This window comes from Polaromonas sp. LjRoot131 (assembly GCF_964252805.1).
GTDB lineage: Bacteria > Pseudomonadota > Gammaproteobacteria > Burkholderiales > Burkholderiaceae_C > Polaromonas.
The window spans coordinates 132,583-145,794 of sequence record NZ_CAXUPF020000006.1; the positions used below are offsets into that span (position 1 = coordinate 132,583).

Here is a 13,212-nt window from a genome sequence, read left to right on the forward strand (position 1 = left end):
TCCGACACTCAGGCTTTGCCGTAACCTCCGCCGCCCGGCGTATGGATCTCAAACACGTCACCCGGCTGCATGTCCGCCTGGCCTATGTGGTCCAGCGCTTCGACTTGCCCTTGTGCACGCACAACAAGATTGCGCCCCACCTGTCCCGGCTCGCCGCCGGCCATGCCGAAGGCCCCGTGCTTGCGGCCGTTGGACAGAATGCTGGCCGTCATGGCCTCCAGGAAGCGCACACGGCGCACGCCGCCGTTGCCGCCATGCCAGCGCCCCGCACCGCCGGAGTTTTCACGAATCTCATAACTCTCCAGCCGCACCGGGAAGCGGAACTCCAGCACCTCGGGGTCGGTCAGCCGTGAATTGGTCATATGGGTCTGGACCACGCTGGTGCCGTCAAACCCCGACACCAGCTTGCCGGCGTCGTCGAGCTTGCCGCCCGCACCCGAGCCACCCGAAATCGTTTCGTAATACTGGTGGCGCGCATTGCCAAAGGTGAAGTTGTTCATGGTGCACTGGCTGGCCGCCATCACCCCCAGCGCGCCGTAGAGTGCGTTGGTGATGCAGGTGGAGGTCTCCACATTACCCGCCACCACCGAAGCCGGCGGGTTCGGGTTGAGCATGGAGCCCGCCGGGATGATGACCTTGAGCGGCTTCAGGCAACCCGCGTTCAGCGGGATGTCGTCGTCCACCAGCGTGCGGAAGACATACAGCACCGCCGCCATACACACCGCCGTTGGCGCGTTGAAGTTGTTGCTCTGCTGCGCCGAAGTGCCGGTGAAATCGATTTCGGCGCTGCGGCCCTTGGCATTGACGCGAATCGCCACCTTGATCTGCGCGCCGTTGTCCAGCGGCAGCGTGAATTCACCATCCTTGAGGCGCGTGATCACGCGACGCACCGACTCTTCCGCGTTGTCCTGCACGTGTCGCATATAGGCCAGCACCACCTCCAGGCTGAAGGTGTCGACCATCTTGCGCAACTCCTGAACGCCTTTTTCATTGGCGGCGATCTGCGCCTTGAGATCGGCCATATTCTGCTGCGGGTTGCGGCTCGGGTATTTGCCGCTCTTGAGCAAAGCAATCATTTCCGCTTCACGCAACACGCCGCGCTCCACGAGCTTGACGTTGTTGATCTGCACGCCCTCCTCCTCGATCAGCGTCGAGAACGGCGGCATGGAGCCTGGCGTGGTGCCGCCAATATCCGCATGGTGACCGCGCGAGCCCACGTAGAACGTCGGCTGCGTGGCCGTGCCCAGGTAGACCGGCGTGATCACCGTGATGTCGGGCAAGTGCGTGCCGCCGTGGTAGGGATCATTCAGCACATAGACGTCGCCCGGCTGCATGCTGCCGGCGTTCTCACGAATCACCGTCTTGATGCTCTCGCCCATGGAACCCAGGTGCACCGGCATGTGCGGCGCGTTGGCGATCAGGTTGCCCTCAGTGTCAAAGAGCGCGCAGCTGAAATCCAGGCGCTCCTTGATATTGACCGAATAAGCGGTGTTCTGCAGCTGTAGCCCCATCTGCTCGGCGATGTTCATGAAGAGGTTGTTGAAGACCTCCAGCAGCACCGGGTCCACCGTGGTGCCGGCCGCGAAGGTCACGGCGCGCTCGGCCCGGCGGTCCAGCACCAGGTGGTCCAGGGCCGTCAGCGCCGCTTCCCAGCCGGGTTCGACCACCGTGGTCGCGTTTTTCTCGGCAATGATGGCCGGGCCCGAAATAATGTCGCCCGGCCGCAAGTCCTCGCGCACCACCAGGGCCGCGTCGTGCCACTGGCCGCCGGAATACATGCGCACGGTTTCGCGGCGCGGCACTTCACGCGGCTCGTGCGTGGCATGGCGCGGCTCGGCCGGCGCATCGCCGGCCACCACGGCCTCGACGGACACCGCCTCCACCACCAGGCCCTTGCCCTGCATCAAAAAGGCGAAGCGCTGGCGGTAGGCGGCCTCAAAGCCGGCCGCTATCTGGTCCAGCGTGCCGAAAGGAACAATCAGCGCGGAATCGCTGCCCTCGTAGCGCACATGCACGCGCCGGTGCGTGGTGATGCTTCCGGTGCTGACCTGCTGGCGCTGCAGCTCGGCCTCGGCATGGGCGGCCAACTCCTCGAGCTTGCCGGCGATTTCGGGCAGCGCAGCAGTGGAGAGCTTCAATTCCACCGCCTGCTCGCGGATCACGTTCTGGTCGGCCAAGCCCATGCCGTAGGCGCTCAGCACGCCGGCGAGCGGGTGCACAAAGACTTTGGTCATGCCCAGCGCGTCGGCCACCAGGCAGGCATGCTGGCCGCCCGCACCGCCGAAGCATTGCAGCGTGTAGCGCGTCACGTCGTAGCCGCGCGCCACCGAAATTTTCTTGATCGCGTTGGCCATCTGCTGCACCGCGATGTTGATGAAGCCCTCGGCCACCACCTCGGCGCTGCGCCCGGTCTGGCCGGCCAGCTCATTGAACTGCGCCTCGACGGCCTCGTAGCTCAGCGGCTCGTCGGCATTGGGTCCGAACACCTTGGGAAAGTAGCGCGGCTGGACCTTGCCGACCATCACATTGGCATCCGTCACCGCCAGGCGCCCGCCGCGCCGGTAGCTGGCCGGGCCGGGGTTGGCGCCCGCGCTCTGCGGGCCGACGCGAAAACGCTCGCCGTCGAACTTCAGGATGGAGCCCCCGCCCGCCGCCACGGTGTGGATGCTCATCATGGGCGCGCGCATGCGCACACCCGCCACCTGGGTCTCGAACTCGCGCTCGAACTCCCCGGCGTAATGCGACACGTCGGTCGAGGTACCACCCATGTCAAAGCCTATGACCTTGGCATGGCCGGCAATCGCCGCCGTGCGGGCCATGCCCACAATGCCGCCGGCCGGGCCGCTCAGGATGGCGTCCTTGCCCTGGAACACATGGGCATCGGTCAGGCCGCCCGAAGACTGCATGAAAAACAGGCGCACGCCCGGCATCTCGCTGGCGACCTGCTCCACATAACGGCGCAATATGGGCGAGAGGTAGGCGTCGACCACGGTGGTGTCACCGCGGCTCACGAACTTCATCATCGGGCTGGTTTCATGCGAGGTGCTGATCTGCGTAAAACCCACCTCGGCCGCGATGCGTTTGGCGGCCTTTTCGTGTTCGGTAAAGCGGTAGCCGTGCATGAACACGATGGCCAGGCTGCGCAAGCCCTTGTCGTAGTGCGCCAGCAGTTCTTTTTTCAGCAGCGCTTCGTCCAGCGCCTGCAGCACCTCGCCCTGCGCGCCGACGCGCTCCTGGGCCTCGACCACCGCGCTGTAAAGCAGCTCGGGCAACACGATGTGGCGGTCGAACAGCCGCGGGCGGTTCTGGTAGGCGATGCGCAGCGCATCGCGAAAACCGCGTGTGGTGACCAGCAGCGTGGGCTCGCCCTTGCGCTCCAGCAGCGCATTGGTGGCCACGGTCGTGCCCATCTTCACGCAGTCGACCACGTCGGCGCGTATCGGCTCGCCGGCCTTGAGGCCCAGCAGGTGGCGTATGCCGGCCACGGCCGCATCGCGGTACTGCTCGGGGTTTTCCGACAGAAGCTTGTGCGTGACCAGCGAGCCGTCGGGCTTCTTGGCCACGATGTCGGTGAAAGTGCCGCCGCGGTCTATCCAGAATTGCCAGCGTCCGCTGCCCGTGCCGCCCGTGTTCGATGAGTTGGTTTGTGTCATGTTTTTGCTGCTGTTGCCTGAAGAATACCGGCAAATCGGCCCGACGGGCCCTGCCGGCTTGATTGCCTGTTTTTGAAGGGTTGAATGCCGGGTTATTGCGGCATGTAGTAGGGCACAAAAATATCATTGGCCTCATTGCCCACGGAGCGTATCCACTCGCGCGAGAACTTCTCGCCCATGCGCTTGATCTCGGTGTCCAGTTCGGGCGAAATGCGCTCTATCTTCACGCCGTTGGCGCGCAGTTCCTCGGTGGCGCTGGCGGCCAGTGCCTGGCTGGCCTGCCAACCGCGGACCTCCGCCTCGCCCGCCGCCTTGAGCACGGCGGCGCGCGCCTCGGGCTTCAGCGCCTCAAAGGCCTTGCTGTTCACAAACACCGCGTTTTTCGGGAACCAGGCGTTGATCTCGTAGTAATACTTGATCGGGCCCCATACCTTGTTCTCCACCCCGGTCAGCGCCGAGGTGATCATGTTGTCCATCCGGCCTTCGGCCAACGCTTTGCCCACGTCCACCATGGCCACGTCCACAGGTTTGGCGCCCAGCATCTCGGCGATGCGCATCGTGGTCTGGTTGTAGGTGCGCATCTGGGTGCCGCGGAAGTCCACCGGGCCCCGCACCGGTTTGTTCGAATGCAGGCCTTGCGGCGGCCACGGCACGGCGTAAAGAAGCTTCATGCCGTGCTCGTTGAAATGTTTTTCCAGCCCGGGCCGCTGCAGCTTCCAGAGGCGTTGCGCATCCTTGTAGGAAGTAACGACAAAAGGAATGGAGTCCGCGCCGGCCAGCGGGATGTCCTTGACCATGCTGGTCATGATGGTCTCGCCGGCTTCGGCCTTTCCCTGCTGCACGGCCGCACTGATGTCCGCCAGCCTGGCCAGCGTGTTGTTGGGGTAGACCTGTATCAGCAGTCCTCCACGTGTGGCCAGGTCCACGTCGCGGGCGAACTGCTGGATGTTCTGCGTATGGAAGGACTCTGCCCGGTAGCCCGTGGCCAGCTTCCAGGTCGTCTGGGCCACGACGGTGGAGGCGTGACCCAGCGAAACCGCGCACAAGGCGGACATCAAAAGCTTTCTCATGGGAACTCCTGAAAAGATGCGGCTGTTTGCTGTTGAACTACATATGACGTGGCAGCCACAGCACCACATCGGGGAAAAAGTAGGTAATCAGCACCGCGGCAATCATGAGAAAGAACAGGGGCAGCGCCGTGCGTGCGATCCAGGTCACCTCGCGCCTCGTCAGGCCCTGGATGACAAAAAGATTGAAGCCGACCGGCGGTGTGATCTGTGCCATCTCGACCACCAGCACGATGAAGATGCCGAACCAGATCAGATCGAACCCGGCCGCCTCCACCGTCGGCAGCAACACGGCAATGGTGAGCACGACCACCGAGATGCCGTCGAGAAAACAGCCCAGGACAATAAAGAAGGCGATCAGCCCCAGCATCAGCATGAAGGGCGAGAGGTGCAATGCGCCTATGAATTCAGCCAGGTGCCGCGGCAGCCCGATGAATCCCATGGACAAGGTCAGAAAAGCCGCACCGGCGAGGATCAGGCCGATCATGCAGTAAATGCGGCAGGCGGCGACCAGCCCTTCCTTGAACTTGCTCCAGTTCAGCGAACCTTCAATGGCTGCGAGCACCAGTGAGCCCGCCACCCCCAGCGCGGCGGCTTCGGTAGCGGTGGCGATACCGCTGTATATGCCACCGAGAACCACCACAATGAGCGACACCACCGGAATCAGGTGACGCGAAGCGTAGATTTTCTGACCGAAACTCATGGCCACGTCAGCCGCCGGCACCTTGTCCTTGTTGAACAAGGCCCAGACCACGATATAGCCCATGAACAGCGCAGCCAGCATCAAGCCTGGAATCACGCCGGCCAGGAACAGCTTGGCGATAGACACATTGGCGGCCACGCCATACACGATCATGATGATGGATGGCGGAATCAACAGACCCAGCGTGCCCGCGCCGGCCAGTGTCCCGACGGAAATGTCGTCGGGGTAGCCGCGTTTTTTGAGTTCGGGCAAGGTGATCTTGCCAATGGTGGCGCAGGTGGCCGCCGATGAGCCCGAAATCGCGGCAAAGATCGTGCAACCCACGACATTGATATGCAGCAGCCGGCCAGGCAGCCGATCCAGCCAGGGCGCCAGGCCCTTGAACATGCTGTCAGACAGCTTGCTGCGGAAAAGGATCTCACCCATCCACAAAAACAGCGGAAGGGCCGTCAAAGTCCAGCTGGACGTGGAGCCCCATATGGTCAGCACCATGCTATCTCCCACGGGGCGCTGGGTCAGAAGTTCCATTCCAAGCAGGGCCACAGCCAGCAGGGACAGCCCTATCCACAAACCCGATCCCAACGCCACAAAGAGCAACACGATCAATCCGAAAGCAATAACGATGTCCATTTTTTTTCCAAGGCTTATTCAATATGGGCAGCTTCACTGGAGACGGCAATAAAGCTGCCACCGCGCCAGCGATCGACAAGAGCTTGTACAAAGGACAACGCAAAGCCAATGCAGCCCAGCGCCATGGCGAGCTGCGGAATCCAAAGGGGCGAGGCGTCTGCCGCCGGTGAGGTGTCGTGGGTGCTGTAAGACACCCAGACCAGCCGCACCGCGTACCAGGCCACATAAGCGGTCAACACCAGCCCGGCGCCCAGGGACCACCACTCAAGAATGCCGCGCACCCTGGGAGAAACGCGTTCCAGCAACAGGGTCACACGGATGTGGTCGCCATGCTGGAGCGTACCGGGCAGCGCAAGGAACAGGGCCGCGGCAATCGCATAGCCGGCGTAGCCGTCGAGGCCCGGAATATCCCAGTTCGCCTCACGCGCCAGCACACCCAGCATGACGGTGCCAAAGGCCGCCAGCATCGCCACGCAGGACAAGCCCATTAGCAGTTTGTAAAAATTCTGGACGAGTTTGCCCATCGCGTGCTCCTGCATCGATCAAAAAAGGAAAGAAAGAGCGGCGAGCCTTCCGCCAGCGGGTCTGCATGCCGCAAACCCGCCCGCCGCAAAAAACCGCTTATTTCTTGCGGTAAGCGTCGATCACCGCCTGGCCTTCGGGGCCCGCAGTCTTCAGCCACTCGGCTGTCATGGTTTCGCCGATAGCGGCGAGTTCCTTCTTGACGCTGTCCGAAGGCGGGCTGATGGCCATGCCTTTGGCGGCAAGTTCTTTTATGTATTCGCCATCCAGTTTCTCGCTGGTCGCCCAGCCGCGCTGTTCGGCAGCCTCTGCGGCCTTGAGCAACGCGTCCTGCGTGGGCTTGTCCAGCGCATCGAACGCTTTCTGGCTCACCACCGTAGCGTTGCGCGGCAGCCAGGCGCTGACGGGATAGAAGTACTTGACCTGTTCATGCAACTTGCTTTCCACGCCGCTGGCACTGGACGTCAAAAAGTTCTGCACGCCACCGGTCGCCAGCGCCTGGCCAAGTTCAGCCAGCTGGATGGTTACCGGTTGGGCTTTGAGGAGTTGGGCGATGCGCGTGGTCGCCGGGTTGTAGGCACGCATCTTGGTGCCGGCAAAGTCAGCCGGCGTGTTGATGGGCTTGAGCGAATACAGCGACTGGCCGGGCCAGGGTACGGTGAAAAGGACCTTGATGCCCTGGGACGCCAGCAGCTTGTCGTGCGCGGGCTTGGCAGCCATATACAGGCGTTTCGCATCGCCGTAACTGGTGGCCAGAAAGGGAATGGAGTCAACACCGAACAGCGGGTTCTCGTTGGCAGCGCCGGAAAGGATGAACTCGGCAGCCTGCACCTGGCCGGTCTGCACCGCGCGCTTGATCTCGTTGGCCTTGTAGAGCGAACCGCCCGCATGCAGGGTGATCTTGAGTTTGCCGCCGGTGAGTTGGTTCACCTCGTTGGCGAACTGCTGCACATTCTGGGTCTGGAAACTGTTGGCACCGTAGCCTGTGGGCAAGTCCCATTTTGTCTGGGCCCCGGCAAGCCCGGCACAGGCAAGCGCCAAACCAAAAATAAGTGTCTTCATCAAAACTCCTTTTAGAAACTGGCAAGTTGGTGGTTCAAAAGATCGGTGATCAGCATCGCACCCGGCGCGTGGGTAATGCAGAATTCGGGACGCGCCTGCATGATGGCCGCCTGCGGCGTCACCCCGCAGGCCCAGAACACCGGGATTTCACCCGGCAGCACCTCGACGGCATCGCCGTAGTCGGGCTTGGTGATGTCGGCGATTCCGATCTCGGCCGGATCGCCGATATGCACCGGCGCGCCGTGCACATCGGGAAAACGCGAGGTGATTTGAACGGCGCGGATCGCATCGGCCGCCTTGAACGGCCGCATGGTGACCACCATAGGTCCATGGAAGGGGCCCGCCGGTTCGGTGGCCGTAGTTGTGCGGTACATCGGAACATTGCTGCCCTGGTCGATATGCCTGATGCGTAAACCCGCTTCCTGCAGGGCTTGCTCGAAAGAAAATGAGCAACCGAGCACAAACGTCACCATGTCGTCGCGCCACAGCGCGCTTATGTCTATAGGCTCGTCGACCAGTTCGCCATGGCGCCACACGCGGTACCGCGGCAGATCGGTGCGGATGTCGATGCCGCCGCCCAGCGCCGGCAGTTCCGCATGGCCCGGCTCCGATACCGCGAGCACCGGACAGGGCTTGGGGTTGCGCTGGCAATAGCGCAGAAAGTCCCCGGCTTCGGCTGCCGGAAGTATGACCACGTTCCCCTGCACGTGGCCCTTGGCCAGGCCGCTCGTCTGCGAAGTCCAGCGACCTTGCCGGATAACGCCGCGAACGTGCGCGGCATCGTGGATGTCACCTGCGCCGAAAACCGAAAGCGCCGATTCAGTCGATGTGCTCACCAGAAAATTCCCCGTTTACGTATGTCACTTTCATGACGATGGGCGAATTGTGTGAGTGTCGGCGACCTTCAGCAAATTCAAAATTTTTCGCTCAAGTCATCGATTTTTTCGATGCTAGGGGTTTACCTTTAGACGGTTTTCTGACGCCCTTTTGGTGCGTTTTTGCGGTTACCGGCAAAAGCAACCGCCGATTGCACAACCGTTTCCACCGTCTTGGAGCTGGGGTCCGTACGGTAGCTGGCGTGGATGGGCAGGGACTGCAGTTTCGCGTCGCAGGTCAAAGGTTTCAACCGGGCGAAACCGGTCAACCGTTCGACCGCCGCGCGAGGCAGCAAGGCCACGCCGAAGCCGCCCTGGACAAGCTGCACCATGGCGGAAATAGAGGAAATCGCATGCACCTTTTTGGGCTCCATGCGATGCGCCCTGAACAGGTCCAGCAAGGTGACATGCGGCTGCGAGCCTTTCTGGAAGGTCAGCAATTCCATGCCAGCAAGCTCGTCAAGCTTGTAGTTTCTCTTCTTATGCAGGTCCGGGTGGCCAACAAACACCATGTCCATAGCCGGCAGCGCATGATTTCGAACGCCCTCCGCCGAGGCAGGCAGTACCGCAAAAACCAGATCGAGCGTACCGCGCTGCATCTGGTCGATCAGGATGGGCGTGGTCTCGACGGTCAATTCCAGTTCGAGGCCGGGATAGTCGGCACGCAGTTTTTCCAGCCAGGGGATCAGCCACGAGTGCAGCACCGATTCGATGGCGCCTATGCGCATGGAAACCGCCATGGTCTGCCCAGATCCCATTTCGGCCTTGACCTCCCGCTGTAGAGCCAGCAGTTTCTCCGCGTACTGCAGGAAGCGCATACCCGCTCCCGTGAGCTTGAACTGCTTGTCCCGCCGATCCAGCAGCAGGACGCCCAATTCATCTTCAAGCGTGGCGATGCGGCTGGACATGGCCGACTGCGTGAGGTAGAGCTTGTCGGCGGCGCGCGAGATGCTTTTGAGCGAGGCCACCCAGTAAAAGGCTTCAACAAAGCGCAGGTTCATGGCGGGGCCTCTGGGTCGCGAAACGGGTGGGGGCCGGTTTTCGGGGTATGCCCGGTGAACTGGCGCGGGATTTGCGTCTATCCTATTACGACTTATCAATTTCCTGCCCTGGAGCCTTTCATGAAATTCAAGATCACCCTGACGGCCGCCGCCCTTGCCTTCGGCGCCAACGCTTTTGCCCAGACCAAATGGGACCTGCCCGCCGCCTACCCGGCCAGCAATTTCCACACAGAGAACCTGACGCAGTTTGCCGCCGACGTCGACAAGGCCAGCGGCGGCAAGCTCAAGATCACGGTGCATGCCAATGCCTCGCTGTTCAAGGCCAACGAGATCAAGCGCGCGGTGCAAGGCGGCCAGGCGCAGATCGGTGAAATCCTGCTGGTCAACTTCGAGAACGAAAACGCAATATTCGGCGCGGACGGCCTGCCCTTTGTGGCTTCCAGTTACACCTCGGCGCACAAGCTGGCCGAAGCGCAAAAACCGGCGCTGGAAAAGCTGCTGGGCACGCAAGGCATGAAGCTGCTCTACACAGTGGCCTGGCCGCCCCAGGGCATTTACGTCAACAAGGAAATCACCGCCGTTGCCGACATGAAGGGCCTGAAGTGGCGCGCCTACAGCCCGGCCACCAGCAAGATCGCCGAGCTGGTCGGCGCGCAGCCCGTGACCGTGCAGGCGGCGGAACTGAGCCAGGCCATGGCGACGGGTGTCGTCAACAGCTACATGAGCTCGGGATCGACCGGTTACGACACCAAGACCTACGAAAGCATCAAGTACTGGTACGACGTGCAAGCCTGGCTGCCCAAGAATGCCGTCATCGTCAACAAAAAATCCTTTGACGCGCTGGACGCGCCTACCCAGGCCGCCGTCCTGAAGGCCGCCGCGGACGCCGAAACCCGCGGCTGGAAGATCAGCGAGGAGAAAAACGACTTCTACAAAAAAGCCCTGGCCGAAAAAGGCATGAAGATCATGACCCCCTCGCCGAAACTGGTGGCCGACCTGCGCCAGGTAGGCGGCATCATGAAAGCCGACTGGATCAAGCGCGCCGGCCCCGAGGGCGAAGCAATGCTGTCGGCCTTCGACAAATCCAACGCGGCGAAGAAATAAGCATGCGCCGCTTGCTCGATGCGCTGTACGACAGCGCGGCATGGCTGGGGGCGCTGTTCATGATCGGCACGCTGGTGTCGGTGCTGGCCGGCGTTCTGGACCGTCAGTTCGCCTGGTCTCTGCGCGGCACCGACATGTATGCGGGCTACTGCATGGCGGCCAGTGGCTTCCTGGCGCTGGCCCATACCCTCAAGAAGGGTGAGCACATCCGCGTCACGCTGATCCTCAATGGGCTGAAAGGCACTGCCAGGCGTGCCCTGGAAATCTGGGCGCTGGCAGCGGCCACGGCGCTTTCCATGCTGTTCGCGTGGTACAGCGTCATGCTGTCGGTCAACTCCTACGCCTATCACGACATCTCCACCGGGAACGACGCCACGCCGCTGTGGATTCCGCAGATCACCATGGGCGTAGGTGCCGTCATCCTGATGATCGCGTTCATCGACGAACTGGTGCTGGAGATCCGGGGCCGGCGCACCCAGGCCAACAGCGACGAAGCGCTGCACCACGAATAACAACAAAGAACCTTCATGTCCGATCTCGCCATCACCTCGCTGCTGATTCTTTCGCTTTTCCTGATCCTGGGCTCCGGCGTCTGGATAGGCCTCACGCTGTCAGGCGTCGCCTGGATAGGCATGCAGCTGTTCTCCTCACGCGCCGCCGGCGACGCCATGGCCGTGACCATCTGGGGATCGTCCTCAAGCTGGACGCTGACGGCCTTGCCGCTTTTTGTATGGATGGGCGAAATCCTGTTCCGCACCAAGCTCAGCGAAAGCATGTTCAAGGGACTGGCGCCCTGGGTCAGCCGCTTGCCGGGCGGCCTGCTGCACACCAACGTCATCGGCTGCACCATCTTTGCCGCGGTGTCGGGCTCCTCGGCGGCGACCTGCGCCACCATCGGCAAGATGACGCTGCCGGAGCTGGCCAAGCGCGGCTACCCGGAGGACATCACGATAGGCTCACTCGCGGGCGCCGGCACGCTGGGCCTGCTGATCCCGCCGTCCATCATCATGATTGTTTACGGCGTCAGTGCCGATGTGTCCATCGCCCGGCTGTTCATCGCGGGCGTTTTTCCAGGCCTGCTGCTGGCCTCGCTGTTCTCCGGCTACCTCATCGTCTGGGCCTTGCTGAACAAAGGCAAGATCCCGCCGCCCGATGCCGCGATGAGCTTCGGTGAAAAAATCTACGAGTCGCGCCACCTGATACCGGTCGTGCTGCTGATAAGCGCTGTGCTGGGCTCCATCTATACCGGCGTAGCTACCGCGACCGAAGCCGCAGCCATCGGCGTCGTCGGCTCGCTCGTGCTGGCCGTAGTACAAAGGTCCATGAGCTGGAGCACTTTCAAGGAGTCGCTGCTGGGTGCGACGCGCCTGTACTGCATGATTGCGCTGATCCTGGCCGGCGCCGCCTTCCTGACGCTGAGCATGGGCTACATCGGTTTGCCCCGCCACCTGGCCGAATTCGTCTCAAGCCTCGGCCTGAGCCCCTTCATGCTCATCATCGTGCTGAGCATCTTCTACATCGTGCTGGGCTGCTTTCTCGACGGCATTTCGATGGTGGTGCTGACCATGGGCGTCATCCTTCCCACGGTGCAGGCGGCCGGGCTGGACCTGATCTGGTTCGGCATCTTCATCGTCATCGTGGTCGAGATGGCGCAGATCACGCCGCCCGTGGGTTTCAACCTCTTTGTGCTCCAGGGCATGACCAAGAAAGAAATCACCTATATCGCGCGGGTCACCTTGCCTTTTTTCTTCCTGATGTGCGGCATGGTGCTGCTGCTCTGGTTCTTCCCGCAGATCGCCACCTGGCTACCGGGCAAGATGTAGCGGGCTTGCAAAGGTCTGCGGCGGCTCATCGCCACGGACGCAGCAGCCGCTCATCGTCCGTCAGCGCCCAGGCCTTCAGGCCTGTGGCCGCTTCAATCGCCTGCCGGTAAGGCGGCAGGTTGGTGCACTCCAGCACCACAGCCTGCAGCAAAGGCTCGCGCTGCTTGAGCGCCACTGCGGCATGCACCACATCCCGGCGGGCTTTTTCTATGTCCAGGGTGTCGCGGTTGCCCAGGATGGCAGTCACAAACTCCCCGGTAGGCTCCAGGCCCTGCACCACCACGTCATCAAGCCGGCTCACAGGCACACCTGCGGCGAGCAAATGTTCCGGCCCCAGCGCGGCCGCGCTGATGGTCAGCACGCCGACCCTGGGCTGGTGCGCCAGCAATCCCGGCAATTGCAGCAGGCTGGAAGTGATCACGGGCACCCGGGCGGCCGCCTGCAGTTCGGCCTGCAGCAGCACCAGGAAGCCGCAGCTCGTGGTGATGGCGCGCGCACCCTCGGCCTCCAGCGCCTGCACCGCCTGGACAAAGGCCGGCGCCATGCCCGCGGCGCGCAAACCCTCGGCCGTCTGCACAATCGTGCCGGGCCAGGCGCCCCGCACCACACGCTGGCGCACCGGCACGCCAAAGGTGTCGGGATGGCCCACGTCGCCGGGCGGCCTGGGGAAACGGGTATCAAGCATGACCACGCCCAGGAAGCCGGTCTCGCCGGACGGGGATGCAGCGGTTAAAGTCATGGCTGCATTGTCCCGCCAAAGCCACCACCCTTA

11 protein-coding genes are annotated in these 13,212 nt (G+C 62.5%); 3 read left to right on the forward strand and 8 right to left on the reverse strand.

The genetic code is table 11. The features are described 5' to 3' along the window. Positions 1-8: 8 nt before the first annotated feature. From ACSQ27_RS22670 to ACSQ27_RS22700, 7 genes are all read right to left on the reverse strand, one after another. Complete coding sequence (locus ACSQ27_RS22670) at positions 9-3,653, reverse strand: hydantoinase B/oxoprolinase family protein (protein ID WP_436157751.1); 3,645 nt, start codon at positions 3,651-3,653, stop codon at positions 9-11. A gap of 92 nt (positions 3,654-3,745) precedes the next feature. After that, a complete protein-coding gene (locus ACSQ27_RS22675; protein WP_436157752.1) occupies positions 3,746-4,723 on the reverse strand; it encodes a TRAP transporter substrate-binding protein in 978 nt (325 codons plus the stop codon). A 37-nt stretch (positions 4,724-4,760) separates the two neighbouring features. Further along, positions 4,761-6,053, reverse strand: a complete 1,293-nt coding sequence (locus ACSQ27_RS22680) for a TRAP transporter large permease (protein ID WP_436157753.1) — start codon at positions 6,051-6,053, stop codon at positions 4,761-4,763. 14 nt (positions 6,054-6,067) lie between these two features. Continuing rightward, entirely contained in the window at positions 6,068-6,577 is a 510-nt protein-coding gene (locus ACSQ27_RS22685; RefSeq protein ID WP_436157754.1) for a TRAP transporter small permease, read from the reverse strand. Positions 6,578-6,674: 97 nt separating this feature from the next. Further along, positions 6,675-7,637, reverse strand: a complete 963-nt coding sequence (locus ACSQ27_RS22690) for a TRAP transporter substrate-binding protein (RefSeq protein WP_436157755.1) — start codon at positions 7,635-7,637, stop codon at positions 6,675-6,677. Between the two features lie 11 nt (positions 7,638-7,648). Next, complete coding sequence (locus tag ACSQ27_RS22695; RefSeq protein WP_436157756.1) at positions 7,649-8,473, reverse strand: putative hydro-lyase; 825 nt, start codon at positions 8,471-8,473, stop codon at positions 7,649-7,651. A 128-nt stretch (positions 8,474-8,601) separates the two neighbouring features. Beyond that, entirely contained in the window at positions 8,602-9,513 is a 912-nt protein-coding gene (locus ACSQ27_RS22700) for a LysR family transcriptional regulator (protein WP_436157757.1), read from the reverse strand. A 120-nt stretch (positions 9,514-9,633) separates the two neighbouring features. Here ACSQ27_RS22700 and ACSQ27_RS22705 point away from each other — a divergent pair, with 120 nt between their 5' ends. Genes ACSQ27_RS22705 through ACSQ27_RS22715 form a run of 3 tightly spaced genes read left to right on the forward strand, consistent with a single transcriptional unit; the run spans position 9,634 to position 12,440 of the window. Further along, positions 9,634-10,617 carry a TRAP transporter substrate-binding protein gene (locus ACSQ27_RS22705; RefSeq protein WP_436157758.1) on the forward strand — a complete coding sequence of 328 codons (984 nt, stop codon included), beginning with the start codon at positions 9,634-9,636 and terminating at the stop codon, positions 10,615-10,617. A 2-nt stretch (positions 10,618-10,619) separates the two neighbouring features. Further along, the gene (locus ACSQ27_RS22710) at positions 10,620-11,129 is read left to right on the forward strand and encodes a TRAP transporter small permease (RefSeq protein WP_436157759.1); all 510 of its coding nucleotides are present in this window, start codon (positions 10,620-10,622) and stop codon (positions 11,127-11,129) included. Positions 11,130-11,144: 15 nt separating this feature from the next. Further along, complete coding sequence (locus tag ACSQ27_RS22715; protein ID WP_436157760.1) at positions 11,145-12,440, forward strand: TRAP transporter large permease; 1,296 nt, start codon at positions 11,145-11,147, stop codon at positions 12,438-12,440. A gap of 25 nt (positions 12,441-12,465) precedes the next feature. On the opposite strand, the gene ACSQ27_RS22720 is transcribed toward ACSQ27_RS22715, so the two are convergent. Then, positions 12,466-13,179 carry an aspartate/glutamate racemase family protein gene (locus ACSQ27_RS22720; protein ID WP_436157761.1) on the reverse strand — a complete coding sequence of 238 codons (714 nt, stop codon included), beginning with the start codon at positions 13,177-13,179 and terminating at the stop codon, positions 12,466-12,468. Between the last annotated feature and the right edge of the window lie 33 nt (positions 13,180-13,212).